Origin of the sequence: Nitrosomonas sp., from assembly GCF_021731985.1 — a bacterium.
Lineage (GTDB): Bacteria > Pseudomonadota > Gammaproteobacteria > Burkholderiales > Nitrosomonadaceae > Nitrosomonas.
Window position 1 is genome coordinate 1 of sequence record NZ_JAKFWH010000035.1, and the last position, 22,185, is coordinate 22,185.

The following is a 22,185-nucleotide window of genomic DNA, read 5'->3' on the forward strand; positions in this document are numbered from 1 at the left end:
TCACTGTGCAGCCAATCTCTTTTTCGAGATTGCGCGCCTGTGAAGGTGAAATCTCGTGATCGACTAGGATGACGTCGATATCGTTTGCGTCCAGTGCGTCAGTTTGCTCGGTTTCCTGCCACCCGGCAGATTCAAATTCGTTGTTCACGAACTGGCGTATTTCCTCCCGCTTTCCGGTGCCCAAGTAAGCCGTATAATCAAAACTGGAACGCTTCTGCGTGAATGTTCGCACAACTTCGAACCCCAGTGTTTTTGCCAACTCGCGTAGCTCGGTCAGCGATGCTTCAAACTCCATGTCGGTCACGCTTGGCAATTGGACAGCTGCCACGACCGCGCGCTTAGATTTCTCTTGGGTTTCTTTATGCATTTGCAGATTGCCTTTGTTCGATGAGTAAAGTCAGATAGCCATTATCGTCGATAAAGGCCGACAGGAGAAACAAACATTAATTCGGAAAAGATTTTGAATTTCCTTGTTCTTGCACTTAACATGGGTGGAGTATGCAAATTTTCAAGGCATCTGATGTTTTGAAAAATTTGAGTATAAATGGAAGCTCCAGAGTATTTTCTTAGTGAATGGAATTCTGATGTAATGTGTCAGTCTAATTTTGAGTCTTACAGTACAAATTCTCAGTGGGACTTCTATGCGTAATATTAAATTGATATATTTGGCGATCGCGCTACTTGCAGTCCTGGCAAGTAACTCTGTTTTGGCGCATGGGCATAGTCACTTAAGTATTGGTTTGGGCTATTACGGGTCGGGGTTTTATGGTGGCTACGGGTACGGGGGGTATGGATTTGGTGGATATGGCATGAGTGGGTTTGGTTATCCCTTTTATTATCCGCCTTCTTATTATTATCCTCCGCAGCTGATCGTGCCGACCACCCCACCGGTCTATATACAGCAGCAACAGTCTCAGCCAGCGCAATCGGCTCAACCACAAACCAATTATTGGTACTATTGCCAGAACCCGGATGGTTACTATCCCTATGTTAAGAATTGTCCGGGAGGCTGGCTGCAGGTTGCGCCACAACCGCCTGGACAATGACGCAGAGAAGATGCTCATGTTACCGATGACGGGCATTTAACCATGCCGACAAGTCCAAGCGGGTTATTACCATACTGGTTTCTGGCAAAAGCTTTGCGTGGTTTCACGTCGATTAAATGGGTGATGTTTTCGTCAGAAGATACAATTGGATAAATTGAGCACGGCCAATTCTCATTGTCAGGAGATTCTGAAATGATTGAGCAAAAGAAAATAATTGAGCCAGAAAGAGTGTCTTGTGAGGTATGTTTTAGAGAAATACCGCTATCCGAGGCAACGAGTGTCAAGGCGATTGATTATATTGTGTACTACTGCGGCCTTGATTGCTACGATAAATGGAAGAAGCAGAAAGCAGAGCCGGAATCTTCGGCGGATGATTGAATGATTCGCTTAGCGAAGCATTGATTTTAATACGTTATATATAGAATATAAGCAAAAAATCAATCAGTTGCAGTAATCATTCTCTTTAAACCACTTAACAGCATCTTTAAGCGCTTCAATTGAGGGGCGGTATTGATAGCCTAATTCCCGGTGTGCTTTTTCACTGGAGAAAAACATTAGTTTTTTTGCCATATGAATACTATCCAGGGTAGCTCGTGGCTCAGTGTGTGTGAAAAATGCAATCTTTTCCATAAGCCACGCCATTGGAAGCATTAAGCCGATCGGTATATTGATGCGATTCTGTTGTGTTCCATTGATTGCATCAATGGTCTGCAGGATTTGCAGCAAAGACATATTATCGCCACCCAGTATGTAACGTTCTCCCGGCTTCCCATGCTGATAAGCCAGTAAATGACCATAGGCAATGTCATCTACATGCGCAATATTTAATCCGGTATTCACATAAGCCGGCATTCGACCCATTAAAGTATCCAGAACAATACGGCCTGTTGGAGTGGGGCGGATGTCTCCGGGACCAATCGGAGTTGATGGATTAACGATGATTATTGGTAACTGGTGATCGTCGGTCAGCTGTTTCACCATTTGTTCAGCCAGAAATTTAGAACGTTTGTAATATCCTGCGATGGCAGTGAAATTGGATGGCGTATCTTCATTAGCAGACGATCCATCTTGTTTTAAACCTAACGTTGCTACGCTGCTGGTATAAACAATACGCTTTATGCCTTCCTCAGTCGCTGCCATGATCAGTGCGCGTGTGCCATTGACGTTAATTTCATGCATGGTTTCTGGATCAGGAACCCAAAGACGATAATCCGCAGCAACATGAAACAGATTATCGCAACCTTTAATGGCACGTCTTAGCGATTGATGATCCCGTAGATCACCCTCAGTAATCTCAACAGAGAAGTTTTCCAGGTTTTTCCGATCACTATCCGGTCTTACCAGTACACGAACTTCATGATTCGCCGTTAGCAAGCATCGCATAACAGCAGAGCCAAGAAATCCTGTTGCACCAGTGACCAATGATTTCATAATACTTTGTATTCTTAAGTTAAACTCGATTAATATATAGCAGGTTATTGATTATGTGCTTAATCGCTGAAATGAGTTTCCTTGTGTATAGCTACTTCAGGGAGTTTGCTGGATGTTATTTTAAAAAGTAATTCTAATATCCAATCCTGACTGGCAAACAAACTGGTTGTTACAATGGTAGCTCTAACACTGCGGCGGCTTATTTTAACTTGAGTTCCTTCAGAAAAATCCCGGTGTTGATTAATTTTATTTAAAGTTAGGATCGCCATACCGATTGCCCATAAACAGAACCGGCGAATTCCTTTTTCTTGGGGGGGAATCAAACTGGTATATAGCAGCGCGTCTTGTAAATGACCTTTGGCTACGCCCAATAACTCTGCTAATCCGGCCTGAAATTTGGTATCGGATGTACCCGGCTGCAAATCAACGAGATTAAATCCATTTTTAAGAAAAATATCTTGCGGTAACCAGCAAGCGCCGCGTTTACGATCATCCCAAATATCTTTGAGGATATTTGTCATTTGCAATCCCTGTCCGAAGGATACGGAAAGTTTCATCAAGGTAGGTTTCTGACTATTAATTTCCTCTGAATAATCGCAGAATAATTCGGTTAACATTTCTCCGACTACCCCGGCAACGTAATAACAATATTGATTCATTGCGGACAGATCTTTAAGCCCTTCCAGAGATTCTGTTTCCTGATAGTCGGCCATGCCCTGTGCCATGATTCGAACGCAACGCTCCAGTGCATTGCGCTGCGTCGGATTAAAGCCATGCGTGATGCGAATGACCGCAGGGGTATTTTTAATTAAATCATGTTCTGCTGGAATTGTATGTTCGGAAAGCAGAGGATATAGCCGTTGTGCAAAATCTTCGGCGGATGCGTTGCCACGCACCACTTCAGAAAACATGTGCGATAGTTGCCGGGTTTGTTCTAAAGTTAAAGCGCTATCATCTTCAATGGTGTCGGTGATGCGGCATAGAAGATATGCATTGCCGATAACGCGGCGTAACGCTTCGGGTAGCTGTGGAATAGTTAATGCAAAAGTGCGAGATACACCTTGCAAAATATGGTCCTGATACTGTTCATCATCGAAACTAGAAGAGAGGCTTGTCATTACTGATTTGTCATAAAACGATAAGGCATATTACTACAATTGAGTGCATCTCCAAATCTATGCCATTAAATTAAGACAAGATTCGTTCGGTAGCGATTAATTGATCAATTGTCTCACGTTGCCGGATGATATGGATTGTGTTTTTATCCACCATAATTTCAGCGGCGCGTGGCCGGGTATTGTAATTTGAACTCATACTCATGCCGTAGGCGCCGGTTGACATAATTGCCAATAAATCACCGTTGATCAATCCAAGCTTACGATCATGACCCAGAAAATCGCCTGTTTCACAAACAGGGCCTACAACTTGATAATTTTTGATTTCCTCATTGTTTCTGGCGACTGGAAGAATCTCATGATAGGCATCATAAAGTGCGGGACGCATTAAGTCATTCATCGCTGCATCGACAATGGCGAAATTTCGCGCGGGCGTATGTTTCAGGTATTCGATTCGGGTCAGCAGGATGCCTGAGTTACCCACGAGTGAGCGGCCTGGTTCAATTAAAAGGCGTTGTTTGACTTGTTGGGTGCTGGCACACAGCGCGGAAACATAATCCTTAATCGACGGTGGTGTTTCATTGGTATAGCGGATGCCTAAGCCGCCTCCTAAATCCAGATGTTCAATCGCTAAGCCCTGCGATTGCAGAGTATCGAGTAGATTAAGCATTTTGCTACTCGCTTGCATGAATGGTTCAAGTTCTGTCAGTTGCGAGCCAATGTGACAATCTAATCCGGTAAAACGGATGTGGGCATACTGGTGAGCGGATTGGTAAATTCTTTCAGCTTCATTGGCCGGAATACCAAATTTATTTTCTTTAAGACCGGTAGAAATGTAGGGATGGGTTTTTGCATCAACATTTGGGTTTACGCGTAAGCTAACCGGTGCAATTTTGCCCATGTCTTTTGCGGTCTGATTTAAAGTATTTAACTCCGCTTCAGATTCCACATTAAAACACAGAATATTGGCTTCCAGTGCCAGGCGCATTTCATCAATATTCTTACCAACCCCGGAGAAAACTATTTTCTTTGGATCTCCGCCTGCTTTAATAACCCGAAGCAGTTCGCCGCCTGATACGATATCGAAGCCGCTGCCAAGCCGTGCCAATAGATTAAGTATGGCAATGTTGGAGTTGGCTTTTACTGCATAGCAAATTAAGTGATCCCGGCCAGAAAAAGCAGAATCAAATTCCAGATACGCTTTGGTTAAGGCAGATCGTGAGTAGACATAGCATGGCGTGCCGAATTCTTCCGCAATCTGTTTTAACGGAACAGATTCAACATAGAGCTCATTGTCATGGTAGACAAATTCAGAAAATCCGCTCATTTCTTTTCAATTTCAGTGGATGATGGACGATTGGCTTCATCCGTTTTCGGAAGATAAAGGGGACCTTTAAGACCGCAAGCACTGAGCAGGTAGACTAAAAACAGTAAGATAAACAATAAACGCATGAGAAAATCCCTGAAGCAATAAATTTACGGGATACTAACATAAGAGAATAATAAATTAATCAAACTCGTGATTAATTTTGGCAGTAGGCGCTAAGGCCTAACGTTGGATAATTCGGCAGTCAGCCAATCAACCAATTCATTAATTAACTGATTGCTTGCTGAACTTAAAGCGGATACGGCGCCTGCTGCATCTGCAGTGGATGTTTTTTCAGTTATGCTGAGATCTTTCTGGGCTAATAATTTGCGTGTGTTGCGCTCAACCAAGCTGATTCGCAAGCCAATGACAATATGGCTCGCATCCGTCGTATCAAATAGCTGAGTAAATTCTTCCAATTCAATATGTAAAACATAGTCGGCTTTTGCTGTGCTGTTGTCTTTTATGACTTGCTCGCTGGTACTTGCAACGATGCGGTTGCGTATTTGCTGGGTAAGCAAGGCAGCGGGGGATGCTAGCCAACGGCTGCTGGCATACGTATAGGATTGCGTGGGATTTTGATAAAGCAACCGATAATGGATTGCATTGTTATCCAGCCATGATGGCGCTGTTGCGTCGGCAATCAGCAAGCTCTTTCGATGCTGCAGTGATTGTTGCAATATCGGTTTGGTAGTCTGCGCATGTTGCATGCCAAAATCGTAAATAGAAACTGGGGATTGTGATTTATTGAACGCTACACAACCTGTGAGCAGGTAAGCGATAAAGATCAGTAATAACGCAATTTTTGTCATTGAAGTTTGCCTGCAGGAGGGACAAAACCGGCTTCGCCAGGGCCGGGAAGTGATGGCGGGCGGCCGAATAATAAGCTTTGTGGATTCTCTTCCAGTTGATTCAATACTTTATCTAAATTATTTGAATTACGCGCAATACTGTTACTCACTTTACGCAACTCAGGAATCGTGGTTGCCAGTTCCTGTGTGCTATTAGAAAGACTGTCAAAAATACCTTCTTTCTGATTGATTTTTGCCACGGTAATATTTAGCTCACCCAATAATTGATCCAAATTTCTAACCAGAGTGGCAGATTCAGTTGTAAGTTCGGTGAAAGACACTAATGCAGGCTGTAAACGGCTTGCAATGCCATCAAAATTTCTGGTGGCCTTTTCGATATTCTGAAGAATTTGCGAGACATGTGTTTGATTTTGGTCATCCAATAACTGATGTAATTTTAATACCAATTGATTCACATTGCTGAGCAAGTCTTGGCCCGATCCAGTCACCTCATCGAGTAACGAGCGGCGCATTGGGATTTGTGCGTCGCTGGGTAATTGCTCATCACCAGTGCCATCATCGTTGAGTTGTATATAAGCCAATCCAGTGACGCCTTGATATCCCAGTTGTGCATAAATAGTATTCTGAAGCCTAACATTCTCATCAACCGAGATCTGAATCAGAATCTGATGCGGATCATCAGGATCAAATTCGATATTTTCAACCTTGCCAATATTAACACCGCGATAATGGACAGCGGATTGCGGGTTGAGTCCACTCACAGACTCTTTAGTTACCACGAGATAAGCATTGCGTTGGATATTATTACCGCTAAACCATACCGCGACTAAAGTCACTGTGATACTCAGGAAAATAACAAATATGCCTGCTACGAGGGCATGGGCGCGGTTTTCCATGTTTGCTCCGGATAATTTTTTTGATCAGTCTTATGTCGCATGCTTTTAAAGAAACTGGTAGTAAACGGGTGCTGAAAGTTGCATACTTCATCTAAGGTGCCCGTCACGATAATCTGTTGATCAGCCAGGACTGCAATCCGATCGGATAATGCTACCAGTGTATCAAGATCATGTGTCACCATGACAACTGTTAAATCCATTTCACTGCGTAATGCAAGCACCAGTTCTACAAAACCTTCACTTAATTCCGGGTCCAATCCGGCAGTGGGCTCATCGAGAAATAATAGTTCAGGATCCAAAGCCAGGGCTCGTGCTAAAGCGATACGTTTGATCATTCCCCCGGATAGGGCGGCGGGCATTTTATTCGCATGCTCAGGTCCGATGGCCACCATATCTAATTTAATCATAACCAAATCACGAATCATTTCCTCGCTAAGGGTGTGTAATTCACGTAACGGTAAAGCAATATTATCAAACACAGATAATGCACTAAATAAAGCGCCTTGCTGAAAAAGCACACCGGAACGGCTGCGTATTTTCTTTCTCTGCCGATTAAAGCCGGGATCTTTCCGGGATCTACCAAAAATTTTAACACTGCCTTGGGATGGTTGCTCCAGGCCAAGCATTTGACGCAGCAATGTCGTTTTTCCGCTACCCGAGCCTCCGATCAACGTCAGTAATTCTCCACGTAAAACGCATAAATTGATATCTTGATGAACAACCAGATTGCCAAAGCGGGTAGTTAGCGATTCAATTTCAATGACGCATTCCGGATTTGTCATTTTTCTAGGAAAGTCCGACATCAGAAAATATAATCGCAAAAATTGCATCGATAATAATAACCACTGTAATAGCTGTTACAACAGAGGAGGTTGTGCCTTCCCCCAAGCTTTCCGTGTTGGGTTTGATTCTTAAACCAAAATGACATGCAATCAGCGCAATGACCATGCCGCATACAACCCCTTTCCCCAGTCCTAGCCACAGGTTGGCTATGGGTACCGAATCCGGTAATGCGGTCAGAAAGTATTGATAGTTTAAACCTAACTGTAATTCTGCCGCGACCATGCCACCCAGCAAGGCGATCGCGCTGGTCCACATGACTAATAATGGCATTGCAATGCCGAGGCCAAGCACTTTGGGTAAAATCAGGCGCTGGCTATGCGAGATCCCCATAACAGTCAAAGCATCCAATTCCTGGGTTACGCGCATGACACCGAGTTGTGCCGTCATGGATGAACCGGAACGGCCGGCTACCAAAATTGCAGCCAGCATTGGACCCAATTCGCGAATAATGCTAATTCCCAATATATTAATAATGAAGATATCTGCGCCAAATAACTGTAATTGTTTGGAAGAGAGATAACTGATTACGATGCCAATCAGAAAGCCGACCAAAGCTGTGATACCCAACGCCTGTGCGCCAGTGCGATATAAGTTTGCAGAAATTTCACGCCACGGAATATAAATAGGATGCCGGATTAAGTAAATAACATCAATCAACAATTGGCCAATTAATATAATCAGACCCAGAGTATGTTGCCATAAAAGTAGTGCTAACCCGCCTAAAGTTGTTATGGGCCATAGTAGGTCTCTCTGTTTTCCTTCCGGCTGGAGATTGGGGAGATTTTCCAGCCGCTTAAACATTTTTTCATGTTCAGGACGCAATTGTAAATGTTCGGGCCGTTGCGCTTTCCAGACGCGCCATAACATGGCAGAGCCTGCGGTATCCATTTGCTGAATGCCCGTTAAATCCCAATAAAGATCCTTATTTTTAGCCTGCTGGATCAGTTCGCTAGCTAATGGTTCCCAAATGCGTTCCAGCGCCGTTAAAGTGTAATTACCCGTCAGGCTAATATGTGGATAGCCCTGCTTAGTGCAAAGTTGATACCACTGGTTCATCGTTTTCTGAGAATGGCTGGTGCGTGTCGAATTTGGCTTGGTCTGATTCATAGAAACGCCAACTATGTTTATAATCAATAGCGATAAATTATTAACTATGCAGGGTTCTCGACAGCCTATATTAAACGTACCGTGATCTGCCGGAACAAGAAAAACTATTGTATAGGGTTATTGTGAAACAGATTGCGCTGAATATTAGTCTTCAAGCAAGAAAACGTGTTTATTTTACCTGAGCCATTTCAGAGCGTGCTAATGCCGGATTGTCCGCAAAGTATTTTTTAATGCCTAAATACATCGCATCGGCCATTTTGTCCTGGTAGTTTTTACTGCGTAGCTTCTCTTCTTCTTTGGGATTGCTGAGAAAAGCTGTTTCGACCAGAATGGAAGGGATGTCAGGGGATTTAAGTACGGCAAAACCGGCTTGCTCGACATTTCTTTTATGTAAATGATTAATGCCACCCAGTTGTTTCAAAACATATTCAGCCAATTTGACGCTGTCATTAATGGTTGCACTGAGTGACAGATCCAGCAGTAATTCTCTAATAGCTTTTGATTTTGATGTGATGTCAATGCCGCTCATTAAATCGTTATCGACACTGTTTTCCTTATTAGCAAGCCAACTGGCCGTGGTTGATGTGGCACCATGCTCAGATAAGGTAAATACCGAGGAACCGTGCGCGTGCGCCTTAGGATTGGCGTCTGCATGTATCGATATAAACAGATCTGCATTAGCACGCCGGGCGTTAATACGCCGTTGCGGAAGCGGTATGTAGTAATCGCCGTCACGGGTCAGAACAGCACGCATATTCGATTCTTTGTCGATGCGCTCTTTAAGCTTTCTGGCAATTGCCAAAGTAATATCTTTCTCGTGGGTGCCTTGGTAACCTACTGCGCCCGGATCTTTGCCGCCATGACCGGGATCAATCGCTACGATAATGATTCGCGGAACCAAGCTTTTCTGTGGCGCCGCACTGGGTTTGCGGTTTTGCGCTGCTTGAAAGCTGCCGGGTTGCTTGGCTTGATTAAGCTGCGGTTTTGGCGAGTGCGGGCGAATAAGTGGCGTCTGATTTGTTTTTAGTTTATTGCCGTCTTGTACCAGGGTGGCAACCAATTCATCCAGAACATCGTTTTCAAAATCAGCGGTAGCAGCGGGATTGACGCGGGCATTCAAATCGGCCTTGGTAGCTTTATCCGGATGATAAATATCCAATATCAATCGATGCGCAAAATTCTCCTTGGGTTCAATTACAAATGTGCGTGGTACAACATTTGATTTTAGATCGAATACCAGCCGGATAACATGGGGAGTAAACTGACCGACACGAATTTTCTGCACAAAAGGGTCGATGGCATCGACTTTCTGGGGTAGCGAGGCCAGCGCCTGAGAAAGTTTGGTATGACTTAAATCGATAACAACGCGATGTGGGTTCTCCAGCATACTTAATTCATACTCAAGCGGCTGATTGGATTCCAATGTAATGCGCGTATAGTCGGGTGTTAATCCAACACGCACGGATTGAACAGTAGTGTCCGCAGCCAGAACAGGCTGACTTAGAAATAGAAAGATCAGAATAAAGCATGTCAAAAAGACATATTCTACGGAAGCAAGCCTGCTGCCATTAAAATACGCAATCACACTATTTTCTGATTTTTTAACTGTATCAAGCATTGTGTTCCTGGTTCTGTGCCAGCCCGGATTTCAATATTGCGCCCGGTTTCAAGAATACTGAAAAAGACTTGTAGATCAGCTTTTGGTAATAAATCACCGGCTTTTTCAGGCCATTCCACCACACAAATTGAGTCTGAATTAAAATATTCTCGGAAGCCCGCTTCTTCCCATTCAAGGTAATCATTGAAACGATAAAAATCAAAGTGATAGAAGTATAACCTAGAAATTTTATAGATTTCAACTAAATTGTATGTAGGACTTTTGACTACATGATGATAGCCAAGGCCGTGTAAAATACCGCGCGTGAGCGTTGTTTTCCCTGCTCCGAGATTGCCAAACAGATAAATAGTCAATCCGGCATGCAGGCAAGCAGCCATTTTTTTACCCAGAGCCAGCATCGCTGCTTCGTCAGCAAGATCATAAGTCAAGCTCTGTACGGGTTCAGAATCTGTAGAATGCGCGTTATGCAAGAGAATATCTCAACAAATAAATTACCTGATTATGCCGCCTTGGCGGTTGCCATTAAAGTTTGGGGAAAAGAACTCGGGTTTCACGACATTCGCATTGCCGATGCCCATGCGGATATGTCAGCAGTGGAATCCGGTCTATTTAATTGGTTGGAGCAAGGATATCACGGTGACATGGATTATATGGCGAAACATGGCACCAAGCGCACCCGCCCAGCCGAACTTGAGCCCGGAACGCAGCGCATTATTTCCGTGTGCATGAATTATGCGCCACCTTCTGCCAAAAATAGCTGGGATGTGATCAATACGGGCGAACAGGCATTTATTTCGCGTTACGCGTTGGGCCGCGATTACCATAAGGTTTTGCGCGCACGTTTACAAAAACTGGCCGACAAAATGACAGCGGAAGCGGGGATGTTCAACTACCGGGTTTTTTCCGACAGCGCGCCGGTGATGGAAGTGGCCTGGGCGCAGAAAGCCGGGCTGGGCTGGCGCGGCAAACATACTTTATTGCTGTCGCGCCAAGCGGGATCGATGTTTTTTCTCGGAGAAATGTATGTGGACTTGCCACTGCCCGTGGATGAGGAAACCGGAAATTATTGTGGCAGTTGTTCCAAATGTATCGATATTTGCCCCACGCAAGCGATTGTCGCGCCCTATCAGGTCGACGCGCGGCGATGCATTTCCTATCTGACGATTGAATTAAAAGACAGCATACCTGAAGCGTTACGTCCGCTGATTGGCAATCGCATTTATGGTTGCGATGATTGTCAGTTGGTATGCCCGTGGAATAAATTCGCCCAAATCACCAACGAAAACGACTTTCACGTGCGCAATGGCATGGATGATGTATCGCTGATAGAGTTGTTTGGTTGGGATCAGGAAACATTTGAGACGAAGCTGGCAGGCACACCGATTCGCCGCATCGGTTATCCGCAATGGTTGCGCAATATCGCCGTCGGTTTGGGCAACGCGCCTTACGCGAACGAAATCGTTAAAGCATTACAAGCCCGATCGGATGATGCTTCAGCGTTAGTGCGCGAGCATGTGCAATGGGCATTACAACAACAAAATACAAAAAGAACAGCAACTAAGGAAAACATACCATGAATAAACGATCGGTTATCGGTACACCGCTGAGTCCGTCAGCGACAAAAGTCATGCTGCTGGGCAGCGGCGAGTTGGGCAAGGAAGTCATTATTGCGTTGCAGCGCCTGGGCGTGGAAACCATTGCGGTGGATCGCTACGCCGACGCACCGGGACATCAGGTAGCGCACCGGGCGCATGTGATCAATATGGCCGATGGACAAGCGTTGCGGGAGCTGATCGAACAGGAACGGCCCGACATTATCGTGCCGGAAATCGAAGCCATCGCGACCGATATGCTGGTTGAAATCGAGCAAGCCGGTATTGCGACCGTGATTCCAACAGCCCGTGCCGCTAAATTGACGATGAATCGCGAAGGCATTCGCTGCCTGGCTGCGGAAACGCTGAGTTTAACGACTTCTCCGTATGCCTTTGCCAATAGTTTGGATGAATTGCGCGCCGCGATTGACGGCAAAATCGGCTATCCCTGTATCGTCAAGCCGGTCATGTCATCATCCGGAAAAGGGCAATCGCGCATCGATCATGCCGGGGAGGTTGAAGCGGCATGGGATTATGCTGCGAGCGGTAGCCGTGTGAATCAAGGACGGGTGATTGTCGAAGGCGTGATTCATTTTGATTATGAAATCACGCAACTGACAGTGCGTGCGCTGGATGCCAACGGTGACGTTCAAACACATTTCTGCGAACCGATCGGGCATGTGCAAGTGCATGGCGATTACGTCGAAAGCTGGCAACCGCAGGCGATGTCGCCGGTGGCATTGGAGCGCGCACGAGAAATCGCCCGGGAAATAACCGGGAATCTGGGTGGCCTCGGCATATTCGGCGTGGAATTGTTTATTCAAGGCGACCAAGTCTGGTTCAGCGAAGTCAGTCCGCGTCCGCATGATACCGGCATGGTGACAATGTGCAGTCAAAAGCAAAGTGAATTTGATCTGCATGCGCGCGCCATATTGGGATTTCCGGTGGATACGGCGTTGCTGGCGCCAGGTGCCAGCGCGGTGATTTACGGACAACTCGAAGCCAAGGGCATTACATTTACCGGTATCACTGATGCGCTCAGCGTGCCGCAAAGCGATTTACGGTTGTTCGGCAAACCTGAATCTTTCAAACGCCGTCGTATGGGGGTTGCATTAGCGAACGGCGCCAATACAGACGAAGCGCGGAGCCGTGCTAAACTTGCGGCTAGCCGGATCAAGCCCATTCACGAATAGAAAATCAAACAACAATTTAATAAAGGAAAATCATGACGATCGAACAACTCAACACGCAATTCGGTATCGCAGGTCAAGTGGAATTTATCGCGGGCAACGGCGGACTGCCGATGATTCAGGTGAAAACCGCCAAAGCCAAAGCGCTGATCTCGATTCACGCCGGCCAGGTATTGTCGTATCAGCCCGCCGGTGAGCCGGAAGATGTGATGTTTTTGAGCGCGAAAGCGTATTACCAGGATGGCAAAGCGATCAAAGGCGGCGCCCCAATTTGCTGGCCGTGGTTCGGTGCCGATCCGGAAGGTAAAGGCCGTCCGGGGCACGGTTTTGTGCGCAACCGTGGATGGAATGTGGTAGCGACCGAAGCGCTGAGTAATGGCGATATCAAAGTGACCGTCGGACTGGATGATACGCCGGAGACGCAAGCCATTTGGCCGCATTCGTTTAGCCTGCGGCAAGAAATTGTCATCGGCGACACCTTGAACCTGTCATTGATTACGCGTAACACCGGCAAGGAAAAATTCACCATCACGCAAGCGTTTCACACCTATTTCAAGGTCGGCGACATTACCCGCGCGAAAGTAGTGGGACTGACCGGTTGCGAGTATCTCGACAAAGCCGGTGGCGGTAGCGTACAAAAACATCAAACAGGTGACGTGACCATCGACGCCGAAGTAGACCGCATTTATTTGAACGCCGACAACACCCTGACCATCGACGACGCAGCCCTCAATCGCCGTATTCAAATCACCTCGCAAGGCAGCAAAACCGCCGTGGTGTGGAATCCGTGGGAGAAAATCGCCAAGGACATGGCGGATTTGGAGGATGACGATTACAAGCGTTTGCTGTGTGTTGAAACCACCAATGCGGCGGACGATGTCGTCGAAGTGGCACCGGGTGGGGAGTGCCGGTTGGTGGCTAATTACCGGGTGATGCGCGGTTGATTAGTCGATTGTGAATGAGTGATGTCAAGATCTGATGCTTTGAGTTTTTAACCAATAATTGCAAAATAGGTTATTGTTGACACTCTCTTTTAAGTTGCGATATTTCTAAAAATAATAGAGAATATTAACCTATAAGTTAATAGCTAAAATTGAAAATAAGAATCCTGGCAAACGGAAAATTCAAGGTTTCAGCTATTGCTGATGAGGATGGAGAATGCCCTGTATATAATGATCTTAAGGGGAATCTATCAAGCCAATATGAGAGATATGGCAATAATCTCCTAGACAAGATTGATCGCATATCAGATGGAGGATTTGATTCTTTTTCAAGCAAATTAGTGCATGAAATATGCAAAAAACCAAAGTTATATGAGTTTATTCAAGGGAAGCTAAGGCTGATTTTTTTCCATGGCAAAGGGGAAATGATTGCAGTCTGTACAGAAATAATCATAAAGAAGACTCAAAAAGCAGACCCGAGCGCCGTTAGACGAGCAAAAGATGCATACAAAGCTTATTGGCTATCTGTAGATAACGGCAGTCTAAATGTAATAGAAGAGGTATAAAATGGCACTAAGTAAATCATTAAGAAGCATATTGGATGAAGCGAAAAAGAGCGACGAATACTGGATGGATTCTGCAAAGCTGGATTTTGCTATTGCGATTGAGGCAAGACGCAGAGAAATCAACAAAAGTTACGCTGATTTGGCTCGCGCAATGAACACAAGCAATGCATATATCTCTAAAGTCTTTCGTGGCGATGCTAACCTAACGATCGAGAGCATGGTAAAACTTGCTCGTGCCGTTGGATGCAATATAAATGTTGATCTTTTACCAATTTCGGCAAAGAAAGCACCCTATCACACCAGGATCTCTGAAAAGGAATATAAGACGCTTCTGCCCATTCCGCCGTGCGCGAATGATTCAGATTACGCATATGCAGCCTAGTCCAATACAACTCAGGGAAATGCATTACCATGGCATCATGGTACGACCGAGGCCATTTGAAGAAGATGAGAACGATAAACTGACCGAAACATCTTTTGACTTCAATGGAGTAAATATCGGTGAATCAATTGCAATGCATACCCTCAAGGATAAAAATGACCAATTGTCATACCATGTAATTCTTCGTATAGCCATAAAAAACGAATCAGGGAAAATAGCGCCATATACCATAGATGTTGAAGCATCTGGATTATTTGAAATAACTAACAACAAAATACCAGATGAGAAGCACGAAGAAATGGCTATAGTAAATGGTTGCGCTATTTTATACAGCGCCATTAGAGAACAAGTTATGACGCTGTCTTCCAGATGTATTCGTGGTACTTTTCTTCTCCCTACTGTTAATTTTCAGGACAAGATTAAAGTAGCTAATAAAGATGCAGAACAATCCGAGCAACCATCTAAACCTCAAGTCAGAAAGAAAACAAATAAAATTACCAAATAACTTTTAACAGCAGAAAGCGCGGTAGGTTGGGCTGACGAAGAAAGCCTAACATCAAACCTACGGTGTTGAGGATAGGCCAAAATGCTCGCCATTTATAAACTGCATCTTTTTACTTCCTCGAAAATGTTTCACATTCGCCTGCCAATCATGGGCGATGCTCTCGTATCCACTCCATGAGTGCTTCATCCATGCGTGTTTGCCAGCCGCTGCCGGTAGCGCGGAACGATTCGACCACTTCGCGCGATAAGCGAATGGTGATTCGTTCTTTGGTTACAGCGGCGCGCGGACGACCTACTCGTTTTAATTTCGCAAACTCGGCATCGGTTAGCGGTAAAGCATCCGGATCGGACATCGCGGCTGCGGTGATGACTGCATCTTCTTCCGGTGTCGGCAAATACACTTTTTTGCCTGATTTAGTCTTGAGATACATAGCGTTTAATCTCTCTAGCATTTGCCTTACGCAGGCTAATAATGCGGCGATAGTCGCCGCGGTCGGTGAATACCACATAAAATAAGCGTGTTTTCATGAGAGCGAGGGCGATGATGCGTATTTCACCGTATTCCTTGCGCGTATCCAGCCACAATTGAGCAGATTCCCAGTCAAGTTCGGAAGCCAGTGCCATAGATACGCCATGTTTGGCGATATTGATAGAATCTTTGGCGGGATCGAATGTGATTTTCACCTACATAATTGTGCATACAAAAATAACCTTGATCAAGTTATTTTTATATGCACGGCAAGGGATCACGTCAAATTGGAATTTTAGTCAATCGGATCCTTTCTCAATTTACAGACAAACTCAGTGTCCGGGTGTTTCGACATGCAGCTTCAATCCGAGTGCCTTAATGACTTTCAGGATCGTGGAGAAGCTGGGATTGCCGTCTCCGGACAAAGCTTTGTAAAGGCTTTCTCTGCCAAGTCCGGTATCGTGTGCAAGCTGAGTCATGCCGCGCGCGCGGGCTATGTTTCCAAGCGCTTTGGCGATAAAAGCGGCATCATCGCCAGCCTCTTCCAGGCAGGCTTCGAAGTAAAGTGCGATGTCTTCCTCAGTTTTAAGGTGTTCGGCACTATCCCAGCGTCGTAATTTGATTTTATCCATGGGTTATTCCTTAATCTTGCGCGCCAATTCAAGCGCTGTTTCTATATCCCGCTGTTGTGCCGATTTGTCTCCACCGGCCAGCAACAAAAATATTTCCATGCCAACTTGTGTGTAATACACGCGATATCCGGCGCCGACATGAATGCGCATTTCGGATACGCCTTCTCCAACCGGGCTGCAATCGCCAAAATTGCCATCTTCCGCCCAGTCGATTCGCGCCTGAATCCGCGCTTTGGCTGTTCGATCCCTCAATTCATCGAACCATTTATCGAAAACTTCTGTGGTTTGAATCGTATTCATCGGCAAGATTGTATCCCAATTTATACAGAAAACAAATCAGTGGTATCAATGACTGAAACATCAAACTGGAATCTTAGTCAATCAGATTCTTTCCTAAAGGGCGCCTCTATAAATTCAAAGTTCCAAACAAAACGAGGCGCGAGCAAAAAATGGTCACGCGGCATATAATTGATATGTAAGGAAACATTTTTTGTGAGCAACAAAGTGTTGTGACGAAATTTGGATTTCTAGAGGTGCCCTAAAATTTCTTCTGTGTGGAGAGCTATGAGGCTGCTGGTCAAAGTTGGGCAGTGCTACGGGTTTTCATGGCCTATTGAGACATGCCCGGCTGCACGGAATAAGTCGCCACGATTTATTCCGGCGGAATAGCGCTGCCATTCAAAACAAGGTCCCGGGTCGGTTTTGCGGCCGGGGGCGATGTCGGAATGTCCGGCGATATCTTTTATTGGATAGTGATCGCATAAGTACTGTGTCAGTGCAATCAGTGTCGTATACTGCGCATCGGTAAACGGCGTGATATCGCTGCCTTCCAGTTCAATTCCGATGGAAAAATCATTGCAGCGATCTTTGCTTCGCCAATTGGATACACCGGCATGCCAGGCACGATCATGACAGGACACAAACTGAATCACCGCACCATCCCGGCGGATAAAAAAATGCGCAGATACTTTCAATCCCTGCAGAGTCTGATAGTAAGGATGGGCTTCTGGATTAATTTGGTTGGTAAACAATTCAATCACGCCATTGCCGCTAAATTCATTCGGCGGAAGGCTGATATTATGGATCACCAATAAGCTGATTTCCGTGCCCGCCGGGCGTTCATCACAATTCGGTGAAGCGATAAATTGAGCGGTGTCGAGTAAACCGGTAGCATCAATGGGCATGATAGAATGGATTGATAATTGAATGTCCATGCATGGTAGCTTACCTGGACAAAACTTGAAAACCGGAATCGCATGAAGCAAGGCAAATTCATTACACTGGAAGGCATTGACGGCGCGGGCAAATCGACTCAGCTTGACTGGATTGTCGAGCTATTGCAGCGTGCGGGATTGAGCGCTGTTGTTACGCGCGAACCGGGCGGGACACCGTTAGGCGAACAACTACGTGCTTTGTTGCTGGATAAATCCATCAGTATGCATCCTGAAACAGAAGCGCTATTGATGTTTGCCGCACGCCGCGAGCATTTGGACAAAGTAATTTTGCCTGCGTTAGCGCAAGGGCAATGGGTGATATCGGATCGTTTCACTGATGCCAGCTTTGCCTATCAGAGCGGGGGCAGGGGATTGGATAGCGGTAAACTGGCGATTTTGGAGCAATGGGTGCAAGGCACGCTGCAACCCGATTTGACGCTGTATTTCGATGTGCCGGTAGAGGTAGGGCAGCAGCGTGTCAGTCAAATCAAGAGCGTCGATCGCTTTGAAAAAGAACAAGCCGATTTCTTCCAGCGCGTGCGTGCCGCTTATCTGGACAGAGCCAGACAATTCCCTGATCGAATCAAGCTTATCGACAGCAGTCAATCTTTGGCCGAAGTCAAAGCTGCGGTTGAACGAACCTTACAATGCGTACTGAATCATGGCTGATATTTTTATCTGGCAGCAGGAAATTTGGCGGAAATTGACGCAGAATCGTGAATTTCGCGGGCATGCATTATTGCTCAAAGGGAAAAAGGGGATCGGCAAATATGAATTTGCGCGCCAATTGGCGAAATCATTGTTATGCACTGCGCCAACTGCGGAACGTAAAGCGTGCGGGGAATGTTTAAGTTGCGGCTGGTTCGAGCAAAGTAGTCATCCGAATTTTTATCAAGTCATGCCGGAAGCGTTAACAGTCAATACAGGCGAGACTAGCGAAAAAGAGGAGGCCGAGGAAAAATCCGGCAGCGCTACGACCAAGAAAGCCGCCAGCCAGCAAATCGGTGTCGATCAGATTCGTAAACTGACCGATTTTGTTTATATGACCGGGCATCAAAACGGTTACAAAGTTATCCTGATTTATCCGGCTGAGGCGATGAATACGGCATCCGCCAATGCGTTGTTAAAAAAACTCGAGGAGCCGCCGGAACACGTCTTGTTTATTCTGGTCACGCATCAAGCGCAACGTTTGTTGCCGACGATACGCAGCCGCTGCCAGCAAATCGCCATGCCGGTTCCCGATGTTGAAACATCAGTGGCATGGTTAAAACAGCAGGCGGTCAGTGATCCTGAAGGCCGCCTCGCAGCCGCCAGCTATTCACCATTACAGGCTTTGTTGTTGGATAAAGGGGAACATGCGGCGCACTATGAGCAATTCATCCAACACGTCGCCAATCCAAAGCAGCTGGATCCGCTAACTTTGGCCGGAACGTTGCAGCAAACGAGTCTGCCAACCGTCGTCAATTGGTTGCAAAAGTGGTGCTATGACTTGGTGAGCTATCGCTCCACCGGTAAGATTCGTTACTATTTGAACCAGTCAACTCCCATCAAAGCATTAAGCGAGCAGATTGATTTGCTGGAATGTATTACCTTTGCTCGGGCTTTAAATACCAAGCAGCAGTTGTCGCATCATCCGCTGAATCCCCGTTTGTTCCTGGAAGAGCTGTTCATCGGTTATGCAGCGATGATGCGTAGAAAGTAGTTACTTCTTCTCAAACGTATCATCCGCTTTCAAGACTTTCAGCGCCGCACTGGCGCAGACTTCATCAAACTCAATCCCCGGCGCGCCGCCGACACCGATGCCGCCGACCACTTCACCGCCGATCTTGATCGGAAAACCGCCGCCCAATAACAGAATGTTTTCATTTAAGCGGGTCAAACTTTGCAATTCCGGTTTTTGCGTGACCAGCACGGCATATTTATGCGTTGAATCACGTAAACTATTGGCGGTGTAGGCCTTGCGGCGGCTGCTATCCAATGTATGCGGTCCGGCGCCATCGGCTTTCAACTGCACCTTGAGTAATCCCGATTGGTCCACAATGGCTACGCTGACTTTGAAGCCATCGTCGTGGCATTTTTTGATTGCCGCCATTGCCGCCTGGGTTGATAATTCCAGCGGCAAAACCTTTTGCGTTGGAAAATCCTGCGCGAAAGCGGGAGTGGATAATGCCCAGAGTGAAAGCGTTGAAACACCGATTGCAAATTGTTTCAGTTTGTTTGTCATGATCAAGTCCTTTGGGTCAATTTTAGGGATATATAATAAGACACGCAGTGAGATTATCACTACTTTCAAGTCAAGGTGACAACATGATTATAAAAACGATCGATTATCAGGATGGCGATACACAACTCGAAGGCTACCTGGCCTATCACGAAACCGGCAAACCCAAACCCGCCGTGCTGGTGTCGCACGACTGGAGCGGGCGGCGCGAATTGGCGTGCAAGGGCGCGGAAAGAGCCGCCGACATGGGCTACGTGGGCTTTGCGCTGGATATGTATGGCAAAGGTATATTCGGTGCGGATGGCGACGCGGATAGAAACGGCGCTTTGATGGCGCCATTTGCGCAAGATCGCGCCTTATTGCGCCGCAGAATCAACGCCGCACTACACGCCGTGCGGCAACTGCCGCAAGTCGATGTAACCCGAGTTGCCGCAATGGGTTACTGCTTCGGCGGCATGTGTGTACTGGAACTGGCGCGCTCCGGCGCGGATGTCAAAGGCGTGATCAGCATTCACGGCATTTTTGCCCCCGGCAACGTCGCCAATGAACCAATAACTGCCAAAGTGCTGTGCTTGCACGGCCACGACGACCCGATGGTGCCGCCCGAACAAGTGCTCGCGTTTGAAACCGAAATGACCCAAGCTCATGTGGATTGGCAAGTGCACGTTTACGGCGGTACGATGCACGCTTTCACCAATCCGAAAGCCAATAATCCGAGTTTTGGCACGGTGTACAAAGAAGTGGCGGCGAACCGGGCGTACCGGTCGATTGCGGATTTTTTGGGGGAGGTGTTTGTGTAAAACTGCTGTGGTTTAGAAAGATTTTTCGCTACGCTTAAACCGGTTCAAAACGCTGAATCCGGTTTAATATATCACTCAAGCTGGCGCGCGCAATTGCCATGTCGTAATCAGTTTGCAACCCCATCCAGAATTCCGCGCGGGTGCCGAAAAATCGTGCCAGCCGAAGCGCAGTATCGACGCTGATCGCGCGACGTTCCCGCACAATATCGTTAATGCGCGGCGCGGGAACCTGCAAGGCCAGAGAAAGCGCATGGGGTGTTATTTTCAGCGGAATAAGAAACTCTTCGCGCAGAATTTCCCCTGGATGAATCGGCTGCAATTTCTCGCCAGTAGCGATATCACTGAAATCCATTTCATGTATATCTTCGATACGAATGGTCACGATAAAACTCCTCAAAGATGATGCAATGAAATTTCTCACCTTAAAAATTTTCATGCCTTCGGCCTGACCGTCTCGCTCCGTCTCGACTGTCTGCCCGAAGGTGACTGGTTTTTGGCCTACAAGCTTCTTGCCTGCTTTTTCAACTTAGGATCAGGCGAAACCCGAAGTCGTCGACGCGGCCGTCAGGCATATACCCGAGGCGGTCAGCGGAGCGCGCGTACCCTGCGCCGCTGCCCCAGGAACCGCCACGCAGCACGCGGGATGTACCCTGGTCAGGGCCAAGCGGGTTAGTTATTGCTTGCTTAGGGTATTCTTCCGCATACCAATCCGCGCACCATTCCCACACATTGCCATGCATTTCAAATAATCCCCAGGGATTCGGCGGCAATGATTTAACCGGAACTGTTCTTTCACGGTACAGGCCTGTCTCGCCTCCGGCATAAGGATAATTGCCATCATAATTGGCTTGCTCTGGCGTGATGTTTTCTCTAAAAGAGAACGGTGTCTGGGTGCCCGCACGGCAGGCGTATTCCCATTGCGCTTCGGTTGGAAGATTTGCGTGTAAATCCGGAAACAATGTATTTAATTTTTCGATGAATTGCTGCACATCACGCCAATTGACATTTTCCACCGGAAGATTTGGGTCATCCTGGAAGCGGCTGGGGTTAACGCCCATTACCGCTGTCCATAACGCTTGCGTGCATGCGCTGTCAGCCAGCCAGAAGCCTTGTGTCAGTGTGACTTCGTGCAACGTTTCGTTATGGTATCTTTCCGCTTGCATGTCAGGTGAGCCCATTTGAAACGTACCGGGCATGATCCAGCGGAAGCGCTGGCGGATACCTTGATAATCCAAATCCATGTATAAACCAAACCGATCCTGACCCCATTCGCTGGCCCATGGGGCGGGGAAGGCGGGTGGTAATAATGTGCTTGACCTGGTCAAGTAAAACCGGACACCCCAGTTAAGCAACTTTCATCGTTTTTGCTGCTTCAGCTTCATATTGGTTCGGACTTTTGTAATCCAGGTATGAATGCAGTCTTTGGTTGTTATAAAACAC

General features: G+C 46.6%; 30 protein-coding genes and 1 pseudogene. 11 read left to right on the forward strand and 20 right to left on the reverse strand.

Translation table 11 applies throughout. From position 1 onward, the window contains the following. Positions 1 to 367: pseudogene (locus QZ942_RS04515) on the reverse strand (GTPase HflX); the annotation flags it as partial. A gap of 274 nt (positions 368 to 641) precedes the next feature. On the opposite strand from QZ942_RS04515, the gene QZ942_RS04520 reads away from it, so the two are divergent. Further along, positions 642 to 1,046 (forward strand): hypothetical protein, encoded by a 405-nt coding sequence (locus QZ942_RS04520; RefSeq protein ID WP_292993498.1) that lies wholly within the window; start codon positions 642 to 644, stop codon positions 1,044 to 1,046. 192 nt (positions 1,047 to 1,238) lie between these two features. After that, the gene (locus tag QZ942_RS04525; protein WP_292993499.1) at positions 1,239 to 1,424 is read left to right on the forward strand and encodes a DUF3330 domain-containing protein; all 186 of its coding nucleotides are present in this window, start codon (positions 1,239 to 1,241) and stop codon (positions 1,422 to 1,424) included. Between the two features lie 63 nt (positions 1,425 to 1,487). Here QZ942_RS04525 and hpnA read toward each other — a convergent pair whose 3' ends face one another. The 10 genes from hpnA to tsaE form a co-directional block, all read right to left on the reverse strand. After that, positions 1,488 to 2,477: a hopanoid-associated sugar epimerase gene (gene hpnA, locus QZ942_RS04530; RefSeq protein WP_292993500.1), complete on the reverse strand. Its 990-nt coding sequence runs from the start codon at positions 2,475 to 2,477 to the stop codon at positions 1,488 to 1,490. Between the two features lie 59 nt (positions 2,478 to 2,536). Further along, positions 2,537 to 3,595, reverse strand: a complete 1,059-nt coding sequence (locus QZ942_RS04535; protein WP_292993501.1) for a phytoene/squalene synthase family protein — start codon at positions 3,593 to 3,595, stop codon at positions 2,537 to 2,539. Between the two features lie 70 nt (positions 3,596 to 3,665). Beyond that, on the reverse strand, positions 3,666 to 4,919 hold the full coding sequence (gene lysA / locus QZ942_RS04540) for a diaminopimelate decarboxylase (RefSeq protein ID WP_292993502.1): 1,254 nt from the start codon (positions 4,917 to 4,919) through the stop codon (positions 3,666 to 3,668). Beyond that, positions 4,916 to 5,044, reverse strand: a complete 129-nt coding sequence (locus QZ942_RS04545; RefSeq protein ID WP_292993503.1) for a lipoprotein — start codon at positions 5,042 to 5,044, stop codon at positions 4,916 to 4,918. The genes lysA and QZ942_RS04545 overlap by 4 nt, the downstream gene beginning before the upstream one ends. A 90-nt stretch (positions 5,045 to 5,134) precedes the next feature. Then, complete coding sequence (locus QZ942_RS04550) at positions 5,135 to 5,770, reverse strand: ABC-type transport auxiliary lipoprotein family protein (RefSeq protein WP_292993504.1); 636 nt, start codon at positions 5,768 to 5,770, stop codon at positions 5,135 to 5,137. After that, positions 5,767 to 6,666 (reverse strand): MlaD family protein, encoded by a 900-nt coding sequence (locus QZ942_RS04555; protein WP_292993505.1) that lies wholly within the window; start codon positions 6,664 to 6,666, stop codon positions 5,767 to 5,769. The genes QZ942_RS04550 and QZ942_RS04555 overlap by 4 nt, the downstream gene beginning before the upstream one ends. Further along, a complete protein-coding gene (locus QZ942_RS04560) occupies positions 6,639 to 7,448 on the reverse strand; it encodes an ATP-binding cassette domain-containing protein (RefSeq protein ID WP_292993506.1) in 810 nt (269 codons plus the stop codon). The genes QZ942_RS04555 and QZ942_RS04560 overlap by 28 nt, the downstream gene beginning before the upstream one ends. Positions 7,449 to 7,452: 4 nt before the next feature. Further along, positions 7,453 to 8,565 (reverse strand): ABC transporter permease, encoded by a 1,113-nt coding sequence (locus tag QZ942_RS04565; RefSeq protein WP_292993526.1) that lies wholly within the window; start codon positions 8,563 to 8,565, stop codon positions 7,453 to 7,455. 220 nt (positions 8,566 to 8,785) lie between these two features. Next, positions 8,786 to 10,234, reverse strand: a complete 1,449-nt coding sequence (locus QZ942_RS04570; RefSeq protein WP_292993507.1) for an N-acetylmuramoyl-L-alanine amidase — start codon at positions 10,232 to 10,234, stop codon at positions 8,786 to 8,788. After that, entirely contained in the window at positions 10,198 to 10,704 is a 507-nt protein-coding gene (gene tsaE, locus QZ942_RS04575; RefSeq protein WP_292993508.1) for a tRNA (adenosine(37)-N6)-threonylcarbamoyltransferase complex ATPase subunit type 1 TsaE, read from the reverse strand. The genes QZ942_RS04570 and tsaE overlap by 37 nt, the downstream gene beginning before the upstream one ends. Between tsaE and queG the strand changes: the two genes are divergently transcribed. From queG to QZ942_RS04605, 6 genes are all read left to right on the forward strand, one after another. Then, entirely contained in the window at positions 10,699 to 11,811 is a 1,113-nt protein-coding gene (queG, locus tag QZ942_RS04580) for a tRNA epoxyqueuosine(34) reductase QueG (protein WP_292993509.1), read from the forward strand. The two genes, tsaE and queG, sit on opposite strands and share 6 nt — an antisense overlap. Continuing rightward, a complete protein-coding gene (purT, locus tag QZ942_RS04585; RefSeq protein WP_292993510.1) occupies positions 11,808 to 13,019 on the forward strand; it encodes a formate-dependent phosphoribosylglycinamide formyltransferase in 1,212 nt (403 codons plus the stop codon). Before queG ends, purT begins: the two co-directional genes overlap by 4 nt. Positions 13,020 to 13,051: 32 nt before the next feature. Next, on the forward strand, positions 13,052 to 13,960 hold the full coding sequence (locus QZ942_RS04590; RefSeq protein ID WP_292993511.1) for a D-hexose-6-phosphate mutarotase: 909 nt from the start codon (positions 13,052 to 13,054) through the stop codon (positions 13,958 to 13,960). A gap of 149 nt (positions 13,961 to 14,109) precedes the next feature. Beyond that, positions 14,110 to 14,523: a type II toxin-antitoxin system RelE/ParE family toxin gene (locus tag QZ942_RS04595; RefSeq protein ID WP_292993512.1), complete on the forward strand. Its 414-nt coding sequence runs from the start codon at positions 14,110 to 14,112 to the stop codon at positions 14,521 to 14,523. Between the two features lies 1 nt (position 14,524). Then, positions 14,525 to 14,905, forward strand: coding sequence for a helix-turn-helix transcriptional regulator (locus QZ942_RS04600; protein WP_292993513.1), 381 nt, complete (start codon positions 14,525 to 14,527; stop codon positions 14,903 to 14,905). Then, entirely contained in the window at positions 14,877 to 15,410 is a 534-nt protein-coding gene (locus QZ942_RS04605) for a protein-export chaperone SecB (RefSeq protein ID WP_292993514.1), read from the forward strand. Before QZ942_RS04600 ends, QZ942_RS04605 begins: the two co-directional genes overlap by 29 nt. A 145-nt stretch (positions 15,411 to 15,555) precedes the next feature. On the opposite strand, the gene QZ942_RS04610 is transcribed toward QZ942_RS04605, so the two are convergent. The 5 genes from QZ942_RS04610 to ampD all read right to left on the reverse strand — a co-directional run bounded on the left by QZ942_RS04610 (position 15,556) and on the right by ampD (position 17,694). Then, positions 15,556 to 15,840, reverse strand: a complete 285-nt coding sequence (locus QZ942_RS04610) for a BrnA antitoxin family protein (RefSeq protein WP_292993515.1) — start codon at positions 15,838 to 15,840, stop codon at positions 15,556 to 15,558. Beyond that, complete coding sequence (locus tag QZ942_RS04615; protein WP_292993516.1) at positions 15,824 to 16,093, reverse strand: BrnT family toxin; 270 nt, start codon at positions 16,091 to 16,093, stop codon at positions 15,824 to 15,826. The genes QZ942_RS04610 and QZ942_RS04615 overlap by 17 nt, the downstream gene beginning before the upstream one ends. A 117-nt stretch (positions 16,094 to 16,210) precedes the next feature. Then, positions 16,211 to 16,510, reverse strand: coding sequence for an addiction module antidote protein (locus QZ942_RS04620; protein WP_292993517.1), 300 nt, complete (start codon positions 16,508 to 16,510; stop codon positions 16,211 to 16,213). Positions 16,511 to 16,513: 3 nt separating this feature from the next. After that, on the reverse strand, positions 16,514 to 16,810 hold the full coding sequence (locus QZ942_RS04625; protein WP_292993518.1) for a type II toxin-antitoxin system RelE/ParE family toxin: 297 nt from the start codon (positions 16,808 to 16,810) through the stop codon (positions 16,514 to 16,516). 293 nt (positions 16,811 to 17,103) lie between these two features. Beyond that, positions 17,104 to 17,694 (reverse strand): 1,6-anhydro-N-acetylmuramyl-L-alanine amidase AmpD, encoded by a 591-nt coding sequence (ampD, locus tag QZ942_RS04630; protein ID WP_292993519.1) that lies wholly within the window; start codon positions 17,692 to 17,694, stop codon positions 17,104 to 17,106. A gap of 72 nt (positions 17,695 to 17,766) precedes the next feature. Between ampD and tmk the strand changes: the two genes are divergently transcribed. Together tmk and holB are read left to right on the forward strand one after the other, a co-directional pair. Continuing rightward, the gene (gene tmk / locus QZ942_RS04635; RefSeq protein ID WP_292993520.1) at positions 17,767 to 18,393 is read left to right on the forward strand and encodes a dTMP kinase; all 627 of its coding nucleotides are present in this window, start codon (positions 17,767 to 17,769) and stop codon (positions 18,391 to 18,393) included. Next, positions 18,386 to 19,426: a DNA polymerase III subunit delta' gene (gene holB / locus QZ942_RS04640; RefSeq protein ID WP_292993521.1), complete on the forward strand. Its 1,041-nt coding sequence runs from the start codon at positions 18,386 to 18,388 to the stop codon at positions 19,424 to 19,426. The genes tmk and holB overlap by 8 nt, the downstream gene beginning before the upstream one ends. On the opposite strand, the gene QZ942_RS04645 is transcribed toward holB, so the two are convergent. Then, positions 19,427 to 19,948: a heme-binding protein gene (locus QZ942_RS04645; protein WP_292993522.1), complete on the reverse strand. Its 522-nt coding sequence runs from the start codon at positions 19,946 to 19,948 to the stop codon at positions 19,427 to 19,429. Positions 19,949 to 20,031: 83 nt separating this feature from the next. On the opposite strand from QZ942_RS04645, the gene QZ942_RS04650 reads away from it, so the two are divergent. Continuing rightward, on the forward strand, positions 20,032 to 20,745 hold the full coding sequence (locus QZ942_RS04650) for a dienelactone hydrolase family protein (RefSeq protein WP_292993523.1): 714 nt from the start codon (positions 20,032 to 20,034) through the stop codon (positions 20,743 to 20,745). A 34-nt stretch (positions 20,746 to 20,779) separates the two neighbouring features. On the opposite strand, the gene QZ942_RS04655 is transcribed toward QZ942_RS04650, so the two are convergent. The 3 genes from QZ942_RS04655 to QZ942_RS14035 form a co-directional block, all read right to left on the reverse strand. Then, the gene (locus QZ942_RS04655; RefSeq protein ID WP_292993524.1) at positions 20,780 to 21,127 is read right to left on the reverse strand and encodes a HigA family addiction module antitoxin; all 348 of its coding nucleotides are present in this window, start codon (positions 21,125 to 21,127) and stop codon (positions 20,780 to 20,782) included. Between the two features lie 139 nt (positions 21,128 to 21,266). Continuing rightward, positions 21,267 to 22,070, reverse strand: coding sequence for a formylglycine-generating enzyme family protein (locus QZ942_RS04660; RefSeq protein ID WP_292993525.1), 804 nt, complete (start codon positions 22,068 to 22,070; stop codon positions 21,267 to 21,269). A 19-nt stretch (positions 22,071 to 22,089) separates the two neighbouring features. Further along, the coding region (locus tag QZ942_RS14035; RefSeq protein ID WP_366835997.1) for an IS3 family transposase at positions 22,090 to 22,185 on the reverse strand (96 nt) is incomplete at its 5' end.